At 43.1% G+C, this 25,865-nt stretch carries 18 protein-coding genes and 1 pseudogene; 13 read left to right on the forward strand and 6 right to left on the reverse strand.

Translation table 11 applies throughout. The features are described 5' to 3' along the window. Window positions 1-155 precede the first annotated feature (155 nt). The 3 genes from proX to proV are packed head-to-tail and all read right to left on the reverse strand — an operon-like array spanning window position 156 to window position 3,433. Window positions 156-1,163 carry a glycine betaine/L-proline ABC transporter substrate-binding protein ProX gene (gene proX / locus MTF70_RS12250; RefSeq protein ID WP_005385703.1) on the reverse strand — a complete coding sequence of 336 codons (1,008 nt, stop codon included), beginning with the start codon at window positions 1,161-1,163 and terminating at the stop codon, window positions 156-158. Further along, the gene (gene proW / locus MTF70_RS12255; protein ID WP_005377778.1) at window positions 1,156-2,241 is read right to left on the reverse strand and encodes a glycine betaine/L-proline ABC transporter permease ProW; all 1,086 of its coding nucleotides are present in this window, start codon (window positions 2,239-2,241) and stop codon (window positions 1,156-1,158) included. Before proW ends, proX begins: the two co-directional genes overlap by 8 nt. 4 nt (window positions 2,242-2,245) lie before the next feature. Beyond that, window positions 2,246-3,433 (reverse strand): glycine betaine/L-proline ABC transporter ATP-binding protein ProV, encoded by a 1,188-nt coding sequence (gene proV / locus MTF70_RS12260; protein ID WP_005377777.1) that lies wholly within the window; start codon window positions 3,431-3,433, stop codon window positions 2,246-2,248. 438 nt (window positions 3,434-3,871) lie between these two features. Here proV and MTF70_RS12265 point away from each other — a divergent pair, with 438 nt between their 5' ends. The 7 genes from MTF70_RS12265 (at window position 3,872) to MTF70_RS12295 (ending at window position 12,406) form a co-directional block, all read left to right on the forward strand. Next, window positions 3,872-5,752 (forward strand): DUF294 nucleotidyltransferase-like domain-containing protein, encoded by a 1,881-nt coding sequence (locus MTF70_RS12265; RefSeq protein WP_005377775.1) that lies wholly within the window; start codon window positions 3,872-3,874, stop codon window positions 5,750-5,752. Next, window positions 5,752-6,498 carry a 3'-5' exonuclease gene (locus MTF70_RS12270; RefSeq protein WP_196363362.1) on the forward strand — a complete coding sequence of 249 codons (747 nt, stop codon included), beginning with the start codon at window positions 5,752-5,754 and terminating at the stop codon, window positions 6,496-6,498. The genes MTF70_RS12265 and MTF70_RS12270 overlap by 1 nt, the downstream gene beginning before the upstream one ends. A gap of 192 nt (window positions 6,499-6,690) precedes the next feature. Further along, window positions 6,691-8,349, forward strand: a complete 1,659-nt coding sequence (locus MTF70_RS12275; RefSeq protein WP_005377772.1) for a BCCT family transporter — start codon at window positions 6,691-6,693, stop codon at window positions 8,347-8,349. A 314-nt stretch (window positions 8,350-8,663) separates the two neighbouring features. Further along, complete coding sequence (ectA, locus tag MTF70_RS12280; RefSeq protein ID WP_047100663.1) at window positions 8,664-9,197, forward strand: diaminobutyrate acetyltransferase; 534 nt, start codon at window positions 8,664-8,666, stop codon at window positions 9,195-9,197. 34 nt (window positions 9,198-9,231) lie between these two features. Beyond that, window positions 9,232-10,497: a diaminobutyrate--2-oxoglutarate transaminase gene (gene ectB, locus MTF70_RS12285; protein WP_017820939.1), complete on the forward strand. Its 1,266-nt coding sequence runs from the start codon at window positions 9,232-9,234 to the stop codon at window positions 10,495-10,497. Between the two features lie 14 nt (window positions 10,498-10,511). Then, window positions 10,512-10,898 (forward strand): ectoine synthase, encoded by a 387-nt coding sequence (locus MTF70_RS12290; protein WP_047100662.1) that lies wholly within the window; start codon window positions 10,512-10,514, stop codon window positions 10,896-10,898. An 86-nt stretch (window positions 10,899-10,984) separates the two neighbouring features. After that, complete coding sequence (locus MTF70_RS12295; protein WP_005377768.1) at window positions 10,985-12,406, forward strand: aspartate kinase; 1,422 nt, start codon at window positions 10,985-10,987, stop codon at window positions 12,404-12,406. A gap of 176 nt (window positions 12,407-12,582) precedes the next feature. Here MTF70_RS12295 and MTF70_RS12300 read toward each other — a convergent pair whose 3' ends face one another. Then, window positions 12,583-14,148: an arylsulfatase gene (locus MTF70_RS12300; protein ID WP_005377767.1), complete on the reverse strand. Its 1,566-nt coding sequence runs from the start codon at window positions 14,146-14,148 to the stop codon at window positions 12,583-12,585. Window positions 14,149-14,537: 389 nt separating this feature from the next. Between MTF70_RS12300 and MTF70_RS12305 the strand changes: the two genes are divergently transcribed. Continuing rightward, window positions 14,538-16,868 carry a tetratricopeptide repeat protein gene (locus tag MTF70_RS12305; RefSeq protein ID WP_033905215.1) on the forward strand — a complete coding sequence of 777 codons (2,331 nt, stop codon included), beginning with the start codon at window positions 14,538-14,540 and terminating at the stop codon, window positions 16,866-16,868. A 46-nt stretch (window positions 16,869-16,914) separates the two neighbouring features. On the opposite strand, the gene MTF70_RS12310 is transcribed toward MTF70_RS12305, so the two are convergent. After that, entirely contained in the window at window positions 16,915-17,703 is a 789-nt protein-coding gene (locus MTF70_RS12310) for an SUMF1/EgtB/PvdO family nonheme iron enzyme (protein WP_053306481.1), read from the reverse strand. A 178-nt stretch (window positions 17,704-17,881) separates the two neighbouring features. Here MTF70_RS12310 and MTF70_RS12315 point away from each other — a divergent pair, with 178 nt between their 5' ends. The 3 genes from MTF70_RS12315 (at window position 17,882) to MTF70_RS12325 (ending at window position 21,519) form a co-directional block, all read left to right on the forward strand. Beyond that, window positions 17,882-19,207 carry an anaerobic sulfatase maturase gene (locus tag MTF70_RS12315; protein ID WP_053306482.1) on the forward strand — a complete coding sequence of 442 codons (1,326 nt, stop codon included), beginning with the start codon at window positions 17,882-17,884 and terminating at the stop codon, window positions 19,205-19,207. 53 nt (window positions 19,208-19,260) lie between these two features. Beyond that, the gene (locus tag MTF70_RS12320; RefSeq protein ID WP_053306483.1) at window positions 19,261-20,358 is read left to right on the forward strand and encodes a hypothetical protein; all 1,098 of its coding nucleotides are present in this window, start codon (window positions 19,261-19,263) and stop codon (window positions 20,356-20,358) included. Between the two features lie 162 nt (window positions 20,359-20,520). After that, window positions 20,521-21,519 (forward strand): HAD family hydrolase, encoded by a 999-nt coding sequence (locus tag MTF70_RS12325; RefSeq protein WP_053306484.1) that lies wholly within the window; start codon window positions 20,521-20,523, stop codon window positions 21,517-21,519. A gap of 107 nt (window positions 21,520-21,626) precedes the next feature. Here the strand turns inward: MTF70_RS12325 and MTF70_RS12330 are convergent. Further along, a pseudogene (locus MTF70_RS12330) lies at window positions 21,627-23,143 on the reverse strand (arylsulfatase). 246 nt (window positions 23,144-23,389) lie between these two features. Between MTF70_RS12330 and MTF70_RS12335 the strand changes: the two are divergent. Both MTF70_RS12335 and MTF70_RS12340 read left to right on the forward strand, forming a co-directional pair. Continuing rightward, window positions 23,390-24,826, forward strand: a complete 1,437-nt coding sequence (locus MTF70_RS12335) for an arylsulfatase (protein ID WP_248394031.1) — start codon at window positions 23,390-23,392, stop codon at window positions 24,824-24,826. A gap of 152 nt (window positions 24,827-24,978) precedes the next feature. Then, window positions 24,979-25,865: hypothetical protein (locus MTF70_RS12340; RefSeq protein ID WP_248394033.1), on the forward strand; the 887-nt coding region annotated here is incomplete at its 3' end.

Genomic DNA, 25,865 nt, shown 5'->3' on the forward strand with positions numbered 1-25,865 from the left:
TAGCAAAGCAAGCGTGAAATAAACGTGAATTATAATGTGGGTTTATGGTCGAGTAGTGTAAGTGTTGGTATGTCTATGTAAGGGGGAGGGGCGTTTGTGTAAAAAAAGAGCCAGTTGATAACACCAACTGGCTCTAGAGATTGATAAAGGCATGATTACATTGCGGCTTTCTTCGCTTCTTCGACCCATGCGTCGAACTTTTTCTGGTTCGCTTTGATCCAGCCATTTACATGAGACTCGATGTCCGCTGAGCTGTTCTTACCTTGGCTCATCATCATATTCTGAGCACTAACATCATTGATATTTAGTTTGATGATTTCAAACAGCTTTGCAGCAGCAGGGTTGTTTTCTGTAAACTCTTTATTGGCAACGATGCGCATAGAGTTCATCTCGAAGCCGTAGTTCTTCCCGTTCTCTAGTGTCGTATCAATGTCCTTACGCTCACCAGGAAGTGAAGAGAATGGCACTTCTAACCACACAACATCTTTCCCTGGAACTAAAACGCCACTTACCCAGTACGGTGTCCAAGTGTAGTAAAGAATCGGATCGCCTTTTTTGTAACGTGAGATTGTATCAGCGATAATCGCCGCGTAGTTACCTTGGTTGTGTGTTACTGTGTCACGAAGTTTGAAAGCATCCAACTGATGTTCAACAACCATTTCACAACCCCAACCTGGGTTGCAGCCAGTTAAGTCCGCTTTGCCATCGCCGTTTGCATCGAATAGCTTCGCCAATTTTGGATCTTTTAACTGACCAATGTTCGTGATGTTATATTTTTCCGCGGTTTTCTTATCGATCAAATAACCTTGCGCAGCACCACTTACGTATTGGCCTTTACGGAAGAACTTATCATCACCGCCAGACATCGTGTACTTATCGGCGTGAAGAGGGAACCAACCAACCGCTAAGAAAGTAGCATCACCTTTAGCAATAGAGGTGTAGCCTACGTTGTAGTCCACTTCTTTGGTCGGTTTAACATCGTAACCAAGCTCTTCAAGTGCGCGGTTTACGATCAACGTTTGAAATGTTTCTTCTGCAACGGTTGATTGAACAGGCTGAACAGTGACACCTTCACCCGGTAGTTCACTTGCCACACCATAAGTTGAAAATGCGATAGTACTTAGAGCTCCAACAGAGAGCGCTTTCTTCCATGAATTATTCATTGATGTTTCTCCTAAGTTTTAGATCGTCTTGGTTCGTCTTTGTTTTCAGTTTTAATAGGTATGAAACAGGACCTGTGTGATACCAGCGAAGTTTAGTGTTGCCCGCATTAACCCCTAACACCTGGGTGATACGGTCTAACAAAATCGCAAGAATAACGATGCCTAAGCCACCAACGGCAGCAAGACCCATATCAAGTCGGCCAATACCACGAAGTACCATTTGGCCTAAGCCGCCAACAGCAATCATTGAAGCAATCACTACCATAGAAAGTGACAGCATTAAGGTTTGGTTTACACCTGCCATGATGGTTGGTAACGCCAACGGTAACTGGATGCGATAAAGCATCTGTTTTTTGTTTGCCCCGAAAGAGTGGCCAGCTTCGATAAGCTCTTCAGGTACTTGCTGAATACCCAAAATAGTCAGGCGCACAACGGGAGGCAGGGCGAAAATGATCGTTACTACTACGCCAGGAACGTTACCAATACCAAACAACATAACAATTGGCACAAGGTAAACGAACGCGGGAGTCGTTTGCATTGCATCTAATATTGGCCTAACAAATTTGGCAGCGGTTTGGCTCCTTGCCAACCATATCCCCATTGGTAGCCCTATAAGCAAACAGAAGAAAACGGCGGTTAACACCAGTGCTAGCGTTGTCATCGCTTGTGACCACGCACCAATTAGGCCGATGAAAACAAGGGATACAAGAGTAGAAAAACCAAGTTTTACATTGGAAAACTGCCACGCTAGCAAAAATAAAATGAGTACCATTATAGGCGCAGGTGTAGACACCAAAGCAGTTTCAAACGACGTTAGAATAAAGTCGATTGGAACTCGTATTGCTTGGAAAACAGGTCGACCATGTTCCACCAGCCAGTTCAAACCGGACTCTACCCAGCTATCGAGGGGTAAAACCGCATCTTGGAATGGGTTCATAATATCGAATGGTGCTTGCTCGACAGTTTCTGAGTTGAGCCAATCATTACTTGGCGCGGCCTCTGTACCTTGCGACCAAGGATCATCTTGCGCAGGAGCAGTATTTGACCAGGGATCATTGTTAGTTTGCTCTGAAGACATCGTGTTAATCCTTATCTAGTGTTTGTAGAAGACGTGATTTAGTCACGACACCAAAGTAAGTTCCTTTCTCATCTACGACAGGCACGGCATAAGGAACACCAGCAACCAGACCCAAAATGTCATTAATTGACTGATCAGGCTGAAGAGTAACTTCATCCGGTAATTGAGCACTGGCTAACGAACGGTTTTCTTTATGAGCCAAACGTAGTGAATCAAGAGATACGATGCCGGAATATCGGCTAGATTTATCGACGACAATACCGTAATCACGGTCGTGATCCATCAGAATCTGCATCGCAGAGCCTGGACCGTCATTTTCCGATTTCTTAAAAACAGCCGCTGGCTTCTTGCGCGCGATATCTTTTGCTGTCAAGACACTTGCGATGTTTACGCCGCGGAAAAACGCTTCGACATAATCATTTGCTGGACTGTGTAATATTTCATCAGGTGTACCAACCTGAACAACCTCACCGTTTTGCATGATGGCGATACGGTCGCCAATGCGCATTGCTTCATCCAAATCATGAGAAATGAAGACAATTGTGCGTTTGTCATCGTTCTGTAGACGAATAAGCTCATCTTGCATCTCAGAACGGATCAATGGGTCTAAAGCGGAAAACGCCTCGTCCATTAATAGGATGTCAGGATCACAGGCTAACGCTCTCGCTAAACCAACGCGCTGTTTCATACCACCGGATAATTCGTCAGGGAAAGATTCTGCATAAGGGTCTAAACCCACTCTTTCTAAGGCGGAAAGGGCACTTTTCTGACGCTCATTAACATCGATGCCGGCAAGTTCTAAACCAAAGGCGGCATTTTCAATCACCGTCATGTGTGGCATGAGTGCGAAACTTTGAAACACCATTGAGATATTATTACGACGAACTTCTCGAAGTTCATTCTCGGAGATGTGGGCGATATCTCTTCCTTTGAGATAAACACTACCTTTAGTTGGCTCAATGAGCCGGTTAAGAAGTCGAACAAGGGTGGATTTCCCGGAGCCAGAAAGGCCCATGATTACGAAAATTTCCCCTTCATTTATGGTGAGAGATACATCGTTTACGCCGACTGTTAAACCTGTCTGTTCAAAAATACCGTCTTTATCGACGCCTTTGTCGATAAGCGAGAAGGCTCTCTCTGGGTCTTCTCCAAACACTTTATACAGTCCCTTAACTTCCAGTATGGGATCCATGTTATCTGTCCTTTTTCGTGTGTTTATAACTGTTTAACGATTTGTACTCTAATTAATTTTAGTTCAACTTTCAACGAAAGGGGGTTGGTTAACTAGTTCTGCCGTGCATAGAGAATTCGTTGAGCAAGGTATGTTCAATTCTTATTTTTTATATTTAAAACAATTGCTTGTGATGTGTTTTTATCCGCCATAACGTTGCCCTGACGTAGGGTTGAATTTATTTTGAATTTTTTTGTACATTTCAACTCAACTCGCTTGCATAGATATAAGCTGTGATAGCTTAGAACTCTACATATAAAAAGGTTAGAGCTCTAATTTTTGGTTAAGGCTTGGTCCTGTGAAATCGGTTAGGTACTGTTATCCTTAGATTTATTTATTGCTTGATTTCACTCAGGGTGATATTTATCGCTGTAGTTTAGGCAACGTATGGAATAAAAAATGGAAGCCGAACAGTTAGAAGTGCTCAATTTCATTAGCCAGTACCCACCTTTTGATGACCTACCTGAAGAGCAGCTTAGAAAAATTGCTCTCAATGCCGAGGTTGCATACTTTCGGCAAGGAACAAAAATTCTTAACTTCGGAGATACGATCCGCGACTTGTATATGGTGAGAAGTGGGGCGGTAGAGATTTATCGACGTAAAGGTGAACTTTACAACAGGATTGATGCTGGTGGACTGTTTGGTCAGATGGGGTTGTTGATGAACAACCGCGTACGTATGCCAGCCAAAGCGATAGAAGACACTCTCGTTTACTGTATTCCGGAAAACATCTTCAATGAACTTTGTGATGAGTTTGAAAACTTTGCGGACTACATGGAACTGGAAGATAGCGCGCGTTTGCGAAGCGCAATATCTAGCCGCTCCGAAAGCAATGACTTTACCACCGCTAAGGCACGTAAAATCTTAGCAAGAGATCCAGTAACTCTGGAGGCAACGGCTTCAATTCAGGAAGCTGCGATACTAATGGCAGAGGAAAATGTCACCTCTCTGCTCATTATTCGCCCGACAGAGGAGCTCACAGAAGAAGATGATGAGCAGCTGCTTGGAATATTGACTGATCGCGATCTTTGCATTCGCGTACTAGCTCAAGGTATTGATACCAATATTCCAGTGAGTGAGGTCATGAGTTATGACGTGGTTTCATTGGATTATAACGCCTATGTGTTTGAGGCCATGTTAACCATGTTGCGTTACAACGTGCATCATTTACCAATTTTAAAAGATAAAAAGCCGATAGGAATTATTGGCATGACGGACATCGTTCGTTACGAATCTCAGAACAGCCTATTGCTAGTGAGCTCTATTTTTCAGCAAACCAGTGTCGAGGATCTCAAGCAGGTTTCTGAACAAGTAAAAGACTGTTTCGTAAGAATGGTCAATGAAGATGCCAACGCGCACATGATTGGTCGAGCCATGTCGGTTATAGGCAGTAGTTTCAAACAACGCCTCGCTGAATTAGCTGAGCAAGAGTTCGGCCCAGCGCCCATTCCTTATTGTTTAGTCGCAATGGGTTCAATGGCGAGGGATGAGCAGCTAATTGTAACGGATCAAGATAACGCGCTTATTCTCGATAACAGTTATGACGTTGAGATTCACGGAGAGTACTTTGAAAAGTTTGCTAAATTTGTTTGTGATGGTTTAGCGGCATGCGGCTATGCTTATTGTACTGGAGACATTATGGCTACCAACCCAGAATGGCGAAAAACTCGTGCAGAATGGGAAGAATGCTTTGGAAACTGGATAGACAATCCAACCCCTGAGAGATTGTTAAATAGTAATATCTTTTTTGATCTCCTCGGTGTGCATGGGCGAGTGAAATGGGCGGAGCAATTAAGCAGCTTTATTGTGAGACGAGCGAAAAGAAATAACCGCTTTCTTGCTTGTATGGCGTATAACGCAATACGTAGGACGCCTCCACTGGGCTTTTTCAAAGACTTTGTGATGGAGAAAGATGGTCGTCATCGCAACTCGATTAACTTGAAGCGAAGGGGGACGGCTCCGTTGGCCGATTTAATACGGGTGCATTCTCTGGCAATCGGTTCCCGATCGCAAAACTCTTTCGACCGTTTAGATGACATTAATGATGCTGGCATTTTACCGAAAGGTCGAGGTTTGGATTTAAGGGATGCGATGGAGCTAATCTACATGGTTCGAATTCGTCACCAAGCCCTTGATATAGAAAATGGAGAAGAGCCAGACAACAATATTGAGCCGGAGAACATGTCTGAATTTGAACGTCGAAACTTAAAAGCAGCATTTCAAATTCTAAGTAACGCTCAGAACTTCATTAAGTTTCGATACCAGAGAAGTAGCAAATAATGTGGTTCTCAAAAAATGTAGAAAAAGAACAACCGTTGTTGGATACATCCCAGACGCCAGAGTGGTCAATGTTGTTCAAACAACTCGCTAAAGAAGCGAAAGACGAGAGGCTCAAACGCTATTATTCGACACCGATGGTTAATGGGGAAACACCAATTGAACAAGTGCCATTTGTCTCGGTAGACTTTGAGACAACAGGATTGAACTCGGAAGAGGATGTCATTCTCACGATCGGACTTGTGCCGTTTACTATTGATCGTGTTCAATGTAATGGCTCTGCTCATTGGGTCGTTAACCCAAACAGAGAGTTAAACCACGAGTCTGTCATTATTCACGGTATCACTGACTCAGAGGTAAAAAACGCGCCGCAGCTGTCTCAGATCTTGGGTGAAATATTGGATGCGTTGTCAGGCAAAGTGGTACTTGTTCACTATAAGAACATTGAAAGGCAGTTCTTTAATAACGCCTTGCTAAATAGCATCGGAGAGGGGATACAGTTTCCTGTCGTTGATACGTTAGATATTGAGTATGCGATACAACGCCGTGAATGCAGAGGTTTTATCAATAAGTTGAAAGGCAAGAAACCCGGTTCTGTACGATTAGGGCACGCTCGTGAAAGATATGGCCTCCCTGCTTATCAACCTCACCATGCCCTGACGGATGCGTTAGCAACTGCGGAGCTGTTTCAAGCACAACTGCAGTATCACTTTAATCGAAACATGCCAATATCTTCGGTTTGGCAATAGGCGTTATTTATGGTGAAAACAATAAAATGCAATGAGAGATAGGGGGCTTTAAGATTATGATGGCGGATTGAGTAACCGCTTATAAGAACAATGTTTTATGAACATGTGCTTGGTAGTGATGAAGACGTTTCATTACTCGAACTCCGACGAAAGTAATTTAAACTTGGTCACGTATTTTTAAGGAGATTATCCGTGAGCACCGATAATAACGGTGGCATTCAACGCCCCGATGGAAAAGTAAACGCAATAGATACTGACTATCAAATTGGTCAGGATAACGTTGCGCTAAAGGTAGGCCCATTTGGCCTTGATATTCACAACCGTGTTTTTGCAATTTCTGGCTTAGCAATCGTCATGTTTGTTGTGATAACACTATTATTCCGAGAACAGGTAGAGCCGTTTTTTGCAGACCTACGAGCGGGTTTGTTGCACAATTTAGACTGGTTTTTTCTCGCTTCAGGTAATATTTTTGTCATTGTCTGTGTCGGATTGATCTTCACACCATTGGGCCGTGTGCGAATCGGTGGTACTGAAGCAACACCGGATTACTCCTATGCCGGATGGTTGGCAATGCTATTTGCTGCAGGTATGGGCATTGGTCTCGTGTTCTTCGGTGTATCAGAACCGATGTCCCATTTTAGTTCTGCGATTGGTGGCGTGAGCGTTGAGAATGGTGTACGTACTGACTGGGCACCGCTAGGTGGTGCAGAGGGCGATGCAACTGCAGCTTCGGCATTAGGGATGGCTGCGACGATTTACCACTGGGCACTTCATCCGTGGTCAATATACGCGCTCTTGGCTCTTGGGCTGGCTATCTTTTCATTTAACAAAGGTTTGCCACTCACCATGCGCTCAATTTTTTACCCTTTGTTTGGTGAGCGTGTATGGGGTTGGACTGGTCATATTATCGATATTCTTGCAGTGGTAGCGACGGTTTTTGGTTTAGCAACATCGCTAGGCTACGGTGCATCTCAAGCCGCAACGGGTTTGAACTTCCTGTTTGATGTCCCAATGACCAATACGACGCAGGTTATATTGATTATTGGTATTACTGCGCTCGCTTTAATCTCTGTTGTGGCTGGACTCGATAAGGGCGTGAAGATCTTATCTGAAATCAATATGGGTCTTGCAGCACTGCTATTGCTATTTGTTATTGTTGTTGGCCCGACGATTGCGATTTTAACTGGTTTCTTCGAGAACATCGTTTCCTATGTGGCTAATATCCCTGCCTTATCTATGCCATTTGGACGAGAGGATGTGAATTACTCTCAAGGCTGGACGGCGTTTTACTGGGCGTGGTGGATTTCTTGGTCACCATTTGTGGGTATGTTCATCGCACGTGTGTCTCGCGGTCGTTCGGTTCGTGAGTTTATTATTTGCGTTATTCTTATCCCATCTTCAGTTTGTGTGTTATGGATGACGGCTTTTGGCGGTAACGCAATTAGCCAATACGTTAATGATGGCTATGAGGCGGTGTTTAACGCAGAACTGCCTTTAAAACTTTTTGCCATGTTAGATGTTATGCCATTGGCTGAGATAACATCTTTTGTCGGCATTATCTTAGTCGTGGTGTTCTTCATTACCTCTTCTGACTCAGGATCACTGGTTATTGATACTATTGCTGCGGGCGGTAAGGTCGATGCACCAACGCCACAACGCGTGTTCTGGTGTACGTTTGAAGGTTTGGTTGCGATTGCATTGATGTTGGGTGGTGGTCTAGCTGCTGCTCAAGCAATGGCGGTGACGACTGGTTTACCATTTACTATTGTTTTGCTTGTTGCAACGGTATCTTTGATAAAAGGTTTGATGGATGAACCTCGTCCAAAGGCGGTTTCTAAGAAATCAAAATAACTAGTATCAGCAGTTAAATTATTGATAAAAGCGGTATGCGAAAGCATGCCGCTTTTTTTTGGATTTCTATTTTTCTCTGAGAAATGAACAGCATGGAAAATGGTCTTATTCTGGTTGTTTTTTGTACTGTGCATTTAGGTGACTATTTAATAAATTAGACCTCGAACTATTTTAACTTTTGGTTAATAGGTTTATTTTTGTGATCCATATCACAAAAATACCGATAAAAAGGCGGATTATTTGATTTTTAGTCGCGAGGGATGCCCATAATAAAAAGGAAATTTAATTAGACCTCAAAGGATATGTATTTTCACATGATCACATCAGCACCTTGGGTCCTTTATCCAGAGATTGGAGAAGACTCAAGTAAAAAATGGATTTTTCGTGAGCCTAAAATCTCTGATGGTGACGACATTTACAGCTTGATTGCAGACTGTCCTCCATTGGACATGAACTCATCTTATTGCAATTTCCTACAGTCTACGCATTTCAGCAAAACCAGTATTTTGGTTGAGCAAAAAGGCGAAATCGCAGGTTTCATTTCCGGTTATCAGAAACCAGACGAGCAAGACGTTTTATTTGTCTGGCAAGTTGCAGTCTCACCTCGCTTTAGAGGTCATGGTTTAGCATTCCGCATGTTGAAAGAACTTCTCACCCGAGAGGAATTAGGCGGTGTTAAATCGGTAGAAACTACCATCACGGAAGATAATAAAGCCTCTTGGGCACTGTTCAAAAAGTTAGATGCGATTAACGGCAATTCTGGCCAAGTAAGCACATTTTTGGATGAAGAAGCCCACTTTAAAGGCAAACACGATACAGAATATTTGTATCGCATTCCTCTCAAATAATCCTCAAACAATAGGAATTAAAAACGGTCTCATCATGGATATTTTCAAAAAGCAGGAATCCAACGTACGCTCATATTCAAACAATTTCCCGGTCGTTTTTCGTAAAGCGAAAGGCTGCTGGCTAGAAACAGAACAAGGTGAACGATACTTAGACTTCCTTGCTGGAGCGGGATCTCTAAATTACGGCCATAACAATCCAGTACTAAAACAAGCGTTGCTTGAGTACATTGAAATGGACGGTATTACTCACGGTTTGGATATGCACTCAGAAGCGAAAGCATCGTTTCTGGAAGCGTTGGATACTTACATCCTTAAACCAAGAAACTTGGATTACAAGGTTCAGTTTACGGGCCCAACAGGTACTAACGCTGTTGAGGCGGCATTGAAGCTGGCTAAAAAAGTAAAAGGCCGCGACAGCGTCGTTGCGTTTACTAACGGCTTCCATGGTTGTACTGCTGGCGCACTGGCTGCAACGGGTAACCAGCATCACAGACAAGGTAATGGTTCTAGTCTAAGTAACGTCACTCGTATTCCATTTGAAGGTTACGCTGGCGTAGATGGTCTCGCGCTGTTCGAAACCATGCTAAATGATAACTCTGCAGGTATGGATAAACCAGCCGCTGTACTTCTTGAAACTGTGCAGGGTGAAGGTGGTTTAAATGCTGCTTCAAACGAGTGGTTACAACGTTTGAGCAAAATCTGTAAAGCCAATGACATTCTTGTGATTGTCGATGACATTCAAGCAGGTTGTGGACGTACCGGTACTTTCTTTAGTTTCGAGCCGTCTGGTATCCAACCGGATATCGTGACGCTATCGAAGTCGATCGGTGGTTACGGTTTGCCGATGGCTGTCGTATTACTTAAGCCTGAGCTTGACCAGTGGAAGCCAGGCGAGCATAACGGTACGTTCCGTGGCAATAATCACGCCTTTATTACCGCTGCAAAAGCACTAGAAATTTACTGGGCAAACGATGATTTTGAAACACACATCAAGCAGTGTTCAGACAAGGTAAGTGCTGTTATTGACCGTTGTGTTCGTCGCTTTCCACAAATGTTTGTGCAGAAAAAAGGCCGCGGCATGATGGTTGGTATTGAATGTATCAATGGTGACATGGCATCTGAAATCGCGAAAAACTGTTTCGAGAATGGAATGGTGATAGAGACAGCGGGTCCAGACGATGAAGTTGTGAAGTTCTTCTGTCCACTAACCATCAGCGAATCAGAGCTAGATCAAGGACTAAGCATCTTTGAAAATGCAGTAGAGACTATCGCTGCGAAACATTTCAAACAAGCATCTTAATAAGGATTTTAATTATGATCGTCAGAACTCTAGATGAATGCCGCAACAGCGAACGACGTGTTGTTTCAGATAACTGGGAAAGTGTCCGCATGTTGTTGAAAGACGACAACATGGGTTTCTCTTTCCACGTCACAACGATTTATGAAGATACAGAAACTCATATTCACTATCAAAACCACCTTGAATCGGTGTTTTGTATGAGTGGTGAAGGTGAGATTGAAGTTGTAGGTGGAGAAACGTACCCAATCAAACCAGGTACATTATACATCCTTGATAAACACGATGAGCACTACTTGAGAGCTTATAAGAATAAAGAAATGGTAATGGCGTGTGTGTTTAACCCACCGATTACTGGCGCTGAAGTGCACGATGAAAACGGTGTTTATCCTCTCGTTGACTAAAAGATGATGGTGGGGTGCTTTGCCACCCCACACTTTACTATCTCTTCTTTTTTCTTTTTAAAGTTACCAATCAAAAAAGGCTTATCATGACATTTACCGTAGAAAAAATCGGCGGTACATCAATGACAGCATTTGATGCTGTTCTCGACAATATTATTCTTCGTCCCAAAACACCATACAATCGTATTTTTGTCGTATCTGCATACGGTGGCATGACCGATGCGCTGCTCGAGTGTAAAAAAACCAGTAAACCAGGCGTTTATCAGCTTATCGCGAAACGCGACGACAAATGGGAAGAAGCGTTAGCGTACGTTGAAAGCCGTATGTTGCTGACCAATGAAAATATTTTTGCGGACCCAATGAATCGTATCCGTGCGGATAAATTCATTCGCTCCCGCATTGCTGAAGCGAAAAACTGTATCGCGAATATTTTAGAAACCTGTCAGTACGGTCAATTTTCGTTGCGCCAGTACTTGCCTCAAATTCGAGAGTTTCTCTCGTCTATCGGTGAGGCACATAGTGCTTACAACACAGCACTAAAACTAAAAAATATGGGTATTAACGCTAAGTTCGTTGACCTGTCTGGTTGGGATAATCAAGCGCCAAGAAGCCTTGATGAGTCGATCAGTGACGCGTTTGCTGATATCGATGTATCAAAAGAACTGCCAATCGTGACAGGTTATGCTTACTGTAAAGAGGGCCTAATGCACACTTATGACCGGGGTTATAGTGAGATGACATTTAGCCGAATTGCAGCAATAACAAAAGCGGATTTAGCAGTAATTCACAAAGAGTACCACTTGAGCTCAGCGGACCCACGCGTTGTTGGCCCTGAAAAAGTATTACCAATTGGTAGTACAAACTATGACGTAGCAGACCAACTTGCCAACCTTGGCATGGAAGCGATTCACCCAAATGCCGCTGCGGGTTTGCGTGAAAGTGGTATTGAGCTACAGATTAAAAATACATTCGAACCTGAACACGAAGGTACTTTGATCTCTTCAAGCTACCGCCCAGAAGAAGACAAAGTCGAGATCATCGCAGGTAAAGAGAAAGTATTTGCACTGCATTTGTTTGACCAAGCAATGGTAGGAAAAGCCGATAACGTTAGTTACGAATTGATGGAAATCATCTCCGATGCTCGTGTAAGTTTGGTTGGTAAAGAGATGAACGCTAACTCTATTACTTACTATCTAGGTGGCAGTACAGATAGCTTAAACAAAGTATTGTATAAAGCCGAGAAACGTTATCCGAATGCCTCGATTAAAGGTCGTATGGTCGCGCTTATCTCAGCCATCGGTTCTCAAATTGATACCAACAAGACGTTGGCGAAAGGTGTGCTTGCATTGATGAATAATGGCGTTACGCCAGTTGCACTGCACTCATCATTGAGAAATGTAAATGTTCAATTTGTTGTCGGTGATAAGGAATACCAGCACGCGATTTGCGCATTGCATGATGAGTTTTTCCAAAGTAGCAGTTTAGCTAAATCGGTTAATGTGGCTTAGTTTATCCACGGTTAAAATACAAAGGAGAGCAGGTTAGCTCTCCTTTTTTGTTTTTCAGTTTGTACTTTTGCATAGTCTAAACAGACGATTTAAGTAAGTTCCTATGTGGCGATACACATAAGCCAGCAGAATGGTCTGCTGGCTTAATGTTACTGATTAACTAACGTTAACTTAGTTTACTTAAACTTGCTGATTTCTTGTTCAACTTTGTCTAGTTGCTGCAGCTTCTCTTGCATTTTTAGAGAGTCGTAGTTTAGTGAAGCAGGGTTCATCGCTGTGCCACGTTGCATTGGGTATTCTGGAAGTGTTTTAAAGAACTCTCCCACAACGTCTTGAACAGGTACAAATAGCCACATGTTGTCAGCCATCCAACGCAAGTACATTTGTGATTCGCTTGGGCCTTTTTCGAATGGGTCAGCGCGTAGGTGGATGATTTTAGGCCAGTTCGGAGCAAAACGAACTGCGTTACTTAGGTTCCCTTCAAGCGTTGCAAAGTGAAGTTTCCAGTCATTCCAGCGGACAGCGTTTAATTCACCATTAGACGTAAAGTAAAGCAGCGACTCACGAGGGCCTTTTTCTTCCTTACCTTCAAAGTATGGCATGAAGTTATAACCATCTAAATGTACACGCCACTCTTTGCCATTTGCTTTGTAGCCTTCTGCCAGTTTTTCTTTTACATCAGGTACGCCAGCAGCTGCCAATAATGTAGGCAACCAGTCTTGGTGTGCCATCATTTCATTGATCTTGGTTCCTGGCTTAATGACGCCTGGCCAACGAACCAGTTGAGGAACACGCATACCGCCTTCCCAAGTTGTACCTTTTTCACCATGGAATGGTGTTGCGCCACCATCTGGCCAAGTCATGGTTTCTGCGCCGTTGTCCGTTGAGTAGATAACGATAGTGTTGTCTGCAACACCTAGCTCATCCAGCTTGTCGAGTAAAACACCTACATGATCATCATGTTCCAGCATACCATCGGCATAAATGCTTACACCTGATTTACCTTGGTATTTTTCCTGCAAGCGAGTCCAAACGTGCATACGAGTGGCGTTATGCCAAATAAAGAAGGGTTTATCCGCCTTAACTGCTTTTTCCATAAATGCCAAAGAGCTCTCTAGGAACTCTTCATCTGCGTGCTCCATACGTTTTCGTGTCATCGGGCCAGTGTCTTCAATCTTACCGTCGGCATAAGACTTAATGACACCACGAGGGCCATAGTTTTTACGAAACTCTGGGTCTTTAGGGTAGTAATAAGTTTCAGGCTCTTCTTCTGCGTTTAGGTGGTATAAGTTACCGAAGAATTCGTCAAAGCCGTGTTTTGTCGGTAAGTGCTTATCTTGGTCACCTAAATGGTTTTTACCAAATTGACCCGTCATGTAACCTTGTTCTTTTAACAGGTCTGCAATGGTTGGCGCCCAATCAGGTATGCCGTGGTCAGATCCTGGCATACCAATTGTTAACAAACCCGTACGAAATGGCTCTTCACCCGTAATAAAGGCAGCGCGACCAGCAGTACAAGACTGTTGTCCGTAGTGATCTGTGAACAACGCACCTTCATTCGCGATACGGTCGATGTTTGGCGTTTTGTAACTCATCATACCTTGGTTGTATGCGCTGATATTCCAGTAGCCGATATCGTCACCAAAAATTGCCAGAATATTCGGTTTGTCGGCTGCCATAGCAGCACTGGACGCCGCTAACAGTCCTGCGCCTACAGCGATTTTGCTCAATTGATTTGCCATAAAAACTCCAGATTGTTGAGAGTAAAGATAAGCACAAGTGAGCCTTATGCTTAGTTGCTGCATAAGTTAATGATGTATATAGAAAAAATCCTCTTATACTCGATATAACCATAAGTTATTGCTAGGTAGTAACCATTTGTTAATTAAGAAGAAATAGGGTTGTCCTGTTAGTTTGTAGAGATTCGTAAAGTAGATTTAGATCACTTAAGAGCCTTATTTTTATTGCGTAGTAGAAGAGGGGATGGAAATGAAAAACAATAGGATGCTAGCTTGTTTTACGGTCCTAAAGCAATACTAAAGTCGTTATGTATTGCTTGTAATTATTTGTATAACCAGTGATTTAGTGTCTATATTGATTTAGGTTGTACATTATAAATATAAGGATATCTATGAGTCAGTGGGCAGGCCGGATTCGCATTTTATTGCTGGTCAACGTTGTTGTCAGTTTTATGGCTTTTTCTCAAGAGTTATTAATAGAGAAACCAAATATTCCTTCAGGCTTAAATCCGGAATATGCTGGCACACAAGCTTGTATAGATTGCCACCAAAACGAGGTAGCGGCCTGGAAAGGGTCACATCACGATATGGCCATGAAGCATGCAAGTACAACCTCTGTACGTGGTGATTTTGATAACCATGTTGTAACGCACAAAGGAATGCCTAATCGTTTTTTTAAAAAAGGCGACGAATTTTGGGTCAATATTCAAGGTGCTGACGGGCAATGGCATGACTATAAGATCAGCTATACATTTGGCTGGGAGCCATTACAGCAGTACATGGTCGAGTTTGAAGATGGACGCGTGCAGCTTATTCCTTTTGCTTGGGACACAAGAGCTAAAGTTGAAGGGGGACAGCGTTGGTTTCATCTTTATCCAGAAACGACAACAACGGATGAATTCTATTGGACCAATACCGGGCAAAATTGGAACTTCATGTGTGCTGATTGCCATTCAACGAACCTAAAGAAGAATTACGACGTAGACAAAAACACTTACAACAGCTCATGGTCAGAGATTAATGTGGGATGCGAAGCATGCCATGGTCCCGCTAGTCAGCACATAGAACTGGCCAAGAAATACAAAAATGCTGGCACGTCTTTTGAGCATGACAGCCATTATGGCTTTGATCGAAATTTGTCTAAAGCAGTGTCGGATTGGGTGTTTGAGGAAGGCCATAGTACGTTACAGCCGAAATCAATTGAAGCAACCAATCAAGTGCAAACATGCGCTCAATGCCATAGTCGCCGAACCCAGTTAAATGAAACAGGTGATCATGTTAAAGGTTCCTTTTTTGATAAATATCGCTTAAGTCTTATAACACCTGAACTCTACTATCATGATGGACAGATTTACGACGAAGATTATGTTTATGGTTCGTTTCTTCAATCTGAAATGGCGGAGAAGGGGGTCACGTGCACTAATTGTCATGATCCACACACGGCAGAATTGACGATCCCAGAAGAGGCAGTATGTTCGCAATGCCATATTGCATCGGAATATACACCTGAAAAGCATACCTTTCATAAGGCTGGATCTGAAGCATCGCAATGTACGACTTGTCACATGCCAGAAACGACTTACATGCAAGTCGATCCTCGTAGAGACCACAGTTGGCATATTCCACGACCGGATTTGAGCAAACATATTGGAACGCCCAATGTTTGCATGTCATGCCATGAAGATAAAAGCAATCAATGGGCCGATGAACAGATAGCAAAATGGTACCCGAATTCGAAGTATCGTAATCAGCAACATTTTGCTGTCGCATTTTATGCGGATTCAATTGGTCATCAAGGAGCAGCAAATGCGTTGGCATACTCTGCTCAGGATTCGTCGTTAAAAGACATTATTCGTGCTTCAGCCCTGGAGAGAATGGGGGGCAATACTGACCAAAATACAACAGTATCTTTGGCTAGGGCCGTTAAGAATGAGAATGAAATGGTTCGATTAGGGGCAATTTCAGGCTCGTCTGGTTATGAATTTCATGATCGGTGGCGGATTCTAGAGCCATTGCTTGGTGACCCGGTGCTTTCAGTGAGAGCGGAAGCTGCCTCGGTGCTGGTAGCGAACTACGCACAAATGACCCCTTTACAAAAAGATATCATTAAATCGCCTTTAGAAGAGTACATGGAAATTCAAGAGTTTAATGCCGATCGTGGTTTCGGAAGAACCAATTTGGCGAATGTGTACCGCAGCTTAGGTGAAATCGACAAAGCGGCCGAGCTGTATAAACAAGCGATCAGCATCGAACCCTATTTCGAAAATAGCTACGTTAACCTAGCAGATTTGTATCGTCACCTAGGTAAAGAAGAAGCTGCGCTCACGGTGCTACAACAAGGGATGAAAGCTCAACCTAAATCCAGCACGTTACCATACAGCGCAGGTCTTTCTTTGTTGCGTCAAGGCAAAGCTGATGATGCGAAAAAGCTACTTAGACGCGCCGCAGAAATTGGTGAAACTAATGCTCATTATTGGTACGTGTACGGTCTAGCTCTAGAAAAAAGCGATGTTCTAGAAGCCAGTAAAGCGTTGCATACAGCATTTGAAGTCGGTGGCAATCCACAACACTTGTTTGCTCAATGCGAGGTTCTAGCGAGAAATCATAAAAAAGGTGCTGTCGCTTTTGCTTTCGATAGGTGCATACAAGAGCTTAGTCACTATGCACCTAAGCAAGCTATTGATCAGCTTAAAGCCTCTATTGTTGGGGTCAATAGGAGCTAATTACCAAAAGTGGAGCTTTTATCGCTCCACTTTTTTCTTACTTAGTTTAATCAGCGTCTTTCGCTAATCTCAGCCCCATGTCGGACATGATGACTGACTGGCTAGCAAAATCGCGACGATAGTTTTCGGATTCGTCAGCATTATAGGCAAAGCTACCACCTCGTACAGACTTGTGTGCAAGGCTTTCTTTTTCATCTTTTGCGTTTACCGGATTATCACTTGGTGCTGATTTGTAATAGCCTTCATCAAACGCATCAATAACAAACTCACCAACATTACCCGTCATATCGTATAAGCCAAGCTCATTCGGTTTTTTCTGACCTACCTTGTGTGCCTTATTGTTTGAGTTACTGGCATACCAGGCAACGTCGTTAATATCATCAGACCCCGCGTAAGTGAATCCTTGACTTAGATTCCCCCCTTTCGCTGCAAACTCCCATTCTGCTTCGGTGGGTAAACGATAGTGCTCTCCCGTTTTTTCATTCAATTTCTTTATAAAATAATTGGCTTGTTGCCAGCTAATGTTATTCACGGGCGTATTTGGGTTTCTAAAATAACTCAGAGAAGAGCCTGTAACCGATTCGAATAACTCTTGGGTTACCTCAAATTTTGCCAAATAGAAATCATCCACGCGAACGGTGCGAGCCGGGTGCTCGGATTTATTTGCTGATGGATTATCCGAGCCCATCGTAAATGGTCCACCTTCAATAAGAACCATATCTTGATCGATTTTTTGAGCAAGAGGGCTAGGTTGTGTTGTTGCACATCCAGTCATAATTAGCGAAATCGAAATAGTGGCACCAAGGTAAAGAGTATTACTTTTGGAATGCTTCATAGGGGAGCTCCATCAACATTTATGATCAAAAAATTTTATCAGGCAAGTCTATGAAAAACAGTTATACACACTATAACAAGCGCCACGAATAATTGAACATTATCATCACACTAGGCGATTAACTTAATGATTAGTCTTAACGCCGTTGGGCGCAGGCTAGCAACTAAGAAGGTGATGAATGCACATAACTCAAGGTCCGCAGTTCAATGGAAAAGCATCCAAGCGATTACATGTCATGGCGAAACCTATCGGTGCAGTGTGCAATATCGATTGCACCTATTGTTACTACCTAAGCAAACAAGATTTACTTGAGTACAAGCCAGGCTGCTCACCAGTCATGGATGAGGAAACGCTCGAGACCTATATCCGTCAATATATAGCGGGACAGAATACACCTGAAATCATTTTCTCTTGGCAGGGTGGTGAGCCGACAATGCTAGGTTTGGATTATTTCAAGACAATTGTTGAGCTACAGAATAAATACCGTCCCGATGGCATTACGATCTCCAATGATCTCCAGACTAATGGCACACTGCTTAACGATGAATGGTGTGAGTTTTTAAAGGCGAACAACTTTCTCGTCGGTTTAAGCATTGATGGCCCAGAAATGATGCACAACGCTTACCGAACAAACCGAGCTGGTAGAGACACATTCCGGCAAGTTATGAATGCGGTTGAATTATTACATAAGCACGAAGTAAAGTTTGCTACGCTCACTTGTGTTAACAACTTGACCGGCCGTAACCCACTTGAAGTGTACCGATTCTTGCGAGATGAAGTACGCTCCCCTCAAATGCAGTTTATTCCAATAGTTGAGCAGAAAACATTCAGAACAACCGCCCCTCAAACTTGGGAGCCAAACGAGCAACTAAAGCAAGGAGATAAACGGTTGATCCCAGGTCATAAAGATGCCGTTGTTGAGCCTTTTTGCGTTGCGGATGAAGCATGGGGAAATTTTCTGATCGCGATTTTCAATGAATGGGTTTTACACGATATCGGCAACGTGTTTGTGCAGTACTTTGAAGCCAGTATCGAAACCTGGATGGGCAGAAAAAACCCACTGTGTACGTTAGGTGAAATCTGCGGGAAAGGCTTAGCAATGGAGCCTAATGGTGATGTGTTTGCGTGTGATCATTACGTGTACCCAGAATATAAGGTTGGAAACATTCATCACGAAAAGCTCGATACGCTCGCTTATAGCTCTGAGCAGCAGAAATTTGGGTTTGCTAAAAGTCGTACGCTGCCCCAACAGTGCCTTCAATGTGATTATCAATTTGCATGTTTTGGAGAATGTCCCAAAAACCGTTTTATCCGTACTAGGCAAGGTGAGCCTGGTCTTAATTATCTCTGCGCGGGTTGGAAGAAGTTTTTTGCCCATGTTGATCAGTCGATGGCGTACGTCTTACGAGCGACAGGTAACCCAGTGGTTCACGGTAAATACAGTGACCAGATTCTACGCCAGCAAGCTACTCAAACACAGTCTGTGTTTGAAGCGAAGTTTTAAGATAGTCACTACGCCTGCTACAGGCCCGGAAATGAAAGAATATAGGTTATTGAATGCAAAAAATTAAGCTGCTCTCTAAATCATTACTCGTGATCTCGATCGGCATTGCTGCGAGTCAAACAGCAGTGGCACAAGAAACAACATTGCTAGACCCTGACCAGGTATCGCCGACAGCGGTTGTCACTCCACGAGAAGCTCAAATGACACCGGCGCAACGAGTCGAAAAGCTGTCTTATGATTCGCAAAATAAAAAGTTGTCTTCAGAAAAACGTATTGATGCTTTACGTGAGTTAGCCAACTATCCAAGCCAAAATGCATTGGTTGCAGTTGCGCGTGGGTTGCAGGATGAAGATGCAGGTATTCGCGAAGCTGCGATCGTGGGAGCACAGCCATATATGATTGAGCACCGTTGGCGTTTGATTTCACCATTATTGAGTGATGACGCCGCCATGGTGCGAATTACAGCAGCGATTAACCTCGTTCGAGATTACGCCAATTTGAGTTCGGAGCAACAGCAGTCACTTGAGGGGCCTGTTTCAGAGCTGACAGCACACTTGTCCAGTAAGAACGATAATGTTTCCAAGTTATTACTTGCAGACGTTTACCGTTGGCATCGTGATTGGGATAAAGCGGCGCTGATATACCCAGAGTTAACTAAGCTTGAGCCAAACAACCCTCAAGTTTGGTTAAGCTACGCAGACAACTTCCGAACGCAACAGCTAGACAAAAAAGCTATCAACGTGCTTGACGAGGGTATCAAGCTAAATTCAGAAGATGCCTCGCTGCATTATTCTAAATCTCTCGCTTTGGTTAGATTAGACAAAAAGAAAGAAGCGGCGTTTGAAATAGACAAAGCTGCGACGATGGCAAAGACGAACAGTTACTTTTGGTACTTAAATGGTGTTCTGCAAGAAGAGTTAGACTTGAAGAAGTCTGTCAACGCTTTTGAGCAAGCGTATTTGATATCCGGTGCTCCAGAACAATTGTATGCCGTGTGTGACATCTATGTTAGATACGGCAACCCTAAAACGGATGACTGTTTAACAGAGCTAACGAAGGTCGCTCCCGACTATGTTATTGAAGAGCTCAATCAGAAAAAGGGACGTAAAAGTGCCCCTACATCAGTTGAAGCCAATGAATTTAAACTCTAATCGTTAAATTCCATGTTTCTATTTTAATAAAATAGTGGACTAGATTAGTGACATTGTCACTTTTTGGTGGCCGTTGCATATTTCAGTTCAATATGCGCCTGTTTCAATTGAACTATACTTTTGATTGGATTCGCACCTAGCACCTCAATATAAGGAATTAAGATGGCTATAAAGTTAAAGGCGATTGTCTTAGCAACAGGTTTTGCTCTGTCTAGTTACTCTGTTGCTGCTGATATGCAAGATCCACTTCCGTCATGGAACAACACTGACGCTAAGCAAGCTATTATGGCGTTTGTTACGAAAACAACGACCCAAGGTTCGGATTCCTATGTGCCTGAAAGCCAACGAATCGCGACGTTTGATAATGATGGAACACTTTGGGCAGAAAAGCCTGTTTATCTACAGTTGTTTTTTGCGATCGATAGAGTAAAAGAAATGGCCTCTGAGCATCCTGATTGGAAGACAACCGAACCCTTTGCTTCCGCATTAAAAGGTGACATGGAGGGGATTGGTAAACAAGGACTCGAAGGTGTAATGAAGCTTGTTATGGCAACCCATTCTGGAATGTCTACTGAACAGTTTCATCAAGAAGTTAAGGAATGGTTGAAAACGGCTGTCCATCCAACAACGGGTAGACCATACACTGAAATGGTCTATCAACCTATGCTCGAACTGCTCGACTATTTAAGAGCTAACGACTATCAGACCTACATCGTTTCTGGAGGCGGAATTGAATTTATGCGCGTTTGGGCGCCGGAAGTATACGGCATTCCAACGCAAAACATCGTGGGAACGACGTTAAAGGCGGAATATCAAAGTGTTGATGGAAAACCTACCATCCAACGTATGCCGGAAATAGACTTTGTCAATGACAAAGCAGTAAAGCCTGTGACGATCCAAAACTTCATTGGCAAACGTCCGGTCATGGCGTTTGGTAATTCTGATGGTGATTTACAGATGTTAGAGTGGACGAAAGCAGGTTCAGGTCCAAGATTTTCTGCGATTATCCATCACACGGATGACAAGCGCGAATGGGCGTATGATAAAGATTCTCATGTTGGTAAGTTAGATAAATCGTTTAAAGTAGGTGAAGAGCAAGGTTGGCTATTTGTCGATATGAAACAAGATTGGAATCAAGTGTTTAAAGAGAGCACTAAATGATAATCTTTGTTTGACCATAAATTGCTGCAACCAAACAATTGCAACGAAATAAAAGGCCTCACAATTGAGGCCTTAGTTAATTCCACAGTAGCTTCGATACCTAGGGTCTAGTTTCTAGGTTGCTGTGTCATTGTTTCTACCACTTTTTCAATACTTAACGAGCTACCTTTCGTTGCAGGGAACTCCTTAAATGTCTCTAGGAACTTACGCACGATAGCTTGAGCAGGAACGAACATCCACATTTGATCAGCGTAAAAATGTCTGACGTAAAGTGCTGCATCTGGACCGACCTCAAATGGATCCATACGAAGGTTTACAATCAAGGGCCAACTAGGTGTTTTGCGGTATGCCTCATTAATGGCACCCTCCATATTACTGAAGTGGATCTTCCAGTCTTTATAACGAACGGCGTTTAAATTACCACCAGCATCGAAGTAAAAGATTTCTTTGCGTGCGCCTTCATCAGCTTTACCAGTCAGCAGATCAAGTTGGTTGTAGCCATCTAAATGTGCTTTAAAGGTTTTGCCCGCTGCTTTATGACCCTTCAATAGTTTTTCTTTCACATCTGGTTCGCCCACAGCTGCGAGTAGAGTTGGCATCCAGTCTTCTTGTGAAAAGATATCGTTGATAACCGTTCCTGGTTTAATGTTTCCAGGCCAGCGTACCATCATCGGAACGCGGAATCCGCCTTCCCAAGTCGTACCTTTTTCGCCCTTGAACGGTGTAGTACCACCATCTGGCCAGGTAAATTTCTCAGCGCCATTATCGGTACTAAAAACAACAATGGTGTTATCTGCTACGCCTAGCTCTTCAAGTTTATCAAGCATCACACCTACTTGATCATCTAGGTCCATCATGCCATCGGCGTATAAGCCGTAACCTGACTTCCCTTGATATTCTTCACTCAAATGTGTCCAGACGTGCATACGGGTTGAGTTATGCCAAATAAAGAATGGTTTGTCTTCTTTTACTGCTTTTTCCATAAATGCCAAGCTAGCATCCATGAACTCTCGGTCTACGTTTTCCATACGCTTACGAGTAAGGGGACCTGTGTCCTCGATTTTGCCATCCGCAGTCGCCTTCAACACGCCTCGAGGTCCGAATTTTTTACGAAACTCTGGATCTTTTGGATAAAACTCAGACTCAGGCTCTTCTTCCGCGTTTAAATGGTATAGGTTACCAAAGAACTCATCAAACCCATGGTTAGTTGGTAGGTGCTCATCTTGGTCACCAAGGTGGTTTTTTCCAAACTGACCAGACACATAGCCGTGATTTTTAAGTAACTCCGCGATAGTAGGATCTTTCGATTGAATACCCTCTTTTGCGCCGGGCATACCAATAGTCAATAGACCGGTACGAAACGGATGTTGGCCCAGAATAAATGAGGCTCGTCCGGCAGTACAACTCTGTTGTGCGTAAGCGTCTGTGAAAATGGCACCTTCATTGGCGATTTTATCAATGTTAGGAGTCTTCCTTCCATCATACCATTGTGATACGCACTAATGTTGTATACACCTACATCGTCACCCCAGAACACAAGGATGTTGGGCTTATCGGCAGCAAAGGCTGTGGACGCAGCTAATGTACCGACCAATGCCATTACCTTTTTAATCGAGTTTCGCATGAAAATCCTCCGCGATAAATGAATCCATTATCGTTATATAACGTTACTAATTGTGTTCATCATGGCGAAGTCGAGTGAGATGACACCAAATGAGACAATGTAGTCAGTTGAATATAGTAGAGGTTTTTGTTGCTTCCAAGTAATCCCTGTTTTTCAAAAATGTTAACTAACATGGACTAGACTTTAGTGTGTTTTAAGTGTGATAAGACGCACTTACAGGATTGAATTTCAATGAAAGGCGACACTATGAAAAATAAAATAGCAACTATCCTGTTTCTATGTATCCCGTTAGAAGTGGTTGCGGAAGAGACACCAAATGTCGTGGTAATGTTGGTTGATAACCTTGGGTGGGGGGAACTAAGTTCCTATGGGAGTACCAGAGGTGTTGAAACTAAAAACTTAGATCAACTTGCTAGAGAAGGTGTACGCCTTACTAATTTTAATGTGGAACCGCAATGCACGCCAACTCGCTCCTCATTCATGACGGGGAGGCGAGCGCTTAGATCTGGGACAGATAAGGTTGTTTGGGGAGTGCATTACGGTATGGTGAACTGGGAAATAACCATTGCAGAGAAGTTTAAGGAACAAGGATATAACACGAGCCTTTACGGGAAATGGCATTTGGGAGACCAAAAAGGGCGCTTTCCAACGGATCAAGGCTTTGATGAATGGTATGGCATTGCAAATACGACGGATGAGTCAGAATATAGCTCTCAACCCGGTTATAAAGCTATATTACCTAAACCTCAAATCCTTTCAGCTAGAGCAGGGCAGGACCCTAAAGGGGTCAAAGAATATAATTTGGACTCACGTAGAACGATTGACAGTGAGCTAGTTGAACATGCCACAGATTTTATAAATCGAAATGTGAAAGAGAATAAGCCATTTTTCTCTGTAATTACTTTTACTCAACCACATTTACCGACGCTACCTCATCCTGATTTTATTGGTAAAACAGGCAAAGGAAATTACTCAGATGTGTTAGCTGAGATAGATTTTCGAGCTGGGCAAGTTATTGGTGCAATAGAAAAAGCAGGAATTAAAGACAATACACTAGTGATTTGGTTTTCTGACAACGGTCCAGAGTGGCATATGCCATACCAAGGCTCTAGCGGGCCATGGCGTGGTGCGTACTTTACGGCTCTTGAAGGGTCTCTCCGAACACCATTTATTGCCTCTTGGCCTAACCACATCAAACCGGGTAGAGTGAGTGATGAAATTATCCATGTTGTGGATCTATTTGCCTCACTTTCTCATGTCGGTGGATACAAATTACCAAGCGATAGAACAATAGATAGTATTGATCAGTGGGCCTTTTTAAAGGGAGATAGTGAAAAGTCTAATCGAGATGGTTTTATCGTTAACAATGGCTCTGAAACCTACGCTTATAAGTGGGAAAATTACAAGATGCACTTTATTGATCAAGATATCATGCCGGAGAAAGGGCGCCCATTACAGATCCCTGAAATATACAATTTGATTGATGACCCTAAAGAGGAGTTTGATTTAAGAAATAATGCCACATGGTTATTTCCTATCATGATAGGAAAGAGAGTAAAGTTTGAATCTTCCGTTGCAACAAGCTGCGATACGATTCCTTTCCCTGCTCCATTTGGATATAAGCCCGATTGTAGCAAGGGGAATTTCAATCAATTTCCAGTGGATGGGTTACGCCAGAAGTAGTTTACCCCAATGGCTCTTTCTCGCATACATGAGGTATGTTTTTGGTTCAATATCTCATTAGAGCCATTTAGGGCCATGTTTTTTCTAGTTTCATTTGAACAGTCACATTCGTCGACCATACTTAAAGTTCGTTGTTTCATATGGGGCGAATTATGCAGCCAATACTCTACATTCAAGTCGGTAATGTTCTTTGGGCGGTTTTAAGTGACGGTTCTTGGATCCAAATGTTGCCTAACGAACAATTAGTTCCAGAAGTAGAGGTGGTTGTTCTTAATACTGACATTCTCGATATTGCATTTAATGAAGATACAACAAGTGAGGATGAATCGAGTTCGAATGATCTTTTAATTGCTTCTCAAAACGGTATTGAATCCACTTTTAATCAGAGCGTTCGAGATTTTAGTGAGTCTTCTGGTGGGTTAAGTTTTGTTGCCTATATTCGCGCTGTTTTACCTGAGCAACTCGTTTCTAATGGCTATGTTACTAGGCCAGCAGTGCAAGAAAGAGAAAACCCAACTTCTGAGACTCAGGCTCCTGAGCGGTTGAATCCCGATGCTATATTAACGGTGGATATTCTTGATGGCGGCGATGGATACGAAAACCAGTTTGAAGTTCCTAGTGTCACGATTCAAGGTGACGCACTCAAGATAAGCGATGAGTGGCTTGTTACTATCACCATTACCGACAGCCTCAATAATTCCATTACTGTTACAACGACCGTAGAGAATGAGGCTTATACCCTATCAGGCGTTGATCTGTCTTCTCTTGCTGAAGGGCCGCTTACGGTGACTTCTGTGGTTTCTGACATTTATGGCAATAACCTGCACGCCGTCGATACGACCATTAAAGATACGCTTGCAACGGTGAACGTCAATTTTGATGGTGGAGGGGATGAGTATTTAAATCAGTACGAAATCGCGACTACTCGCCTCGAAGGGACGATTGAAAACATTGAAGATGGCCAGCGTATCCAAGTTACGGTAACCGACTCGTTAGGAGCGGTCATAAACTTAGAAACGGTGGTGACTGGTGGAAGTTG

Origin of the sequence: Vibrio sp. 2CM40D, from assembly GCF_023161825.1 — a bacterium.
Lineage (GTDB): Bacteria > Pseudomonadota > Gammaproteobacteria > Enterobacterales > Vibrionaceae > Vibrio > Vibrio alginolyticus.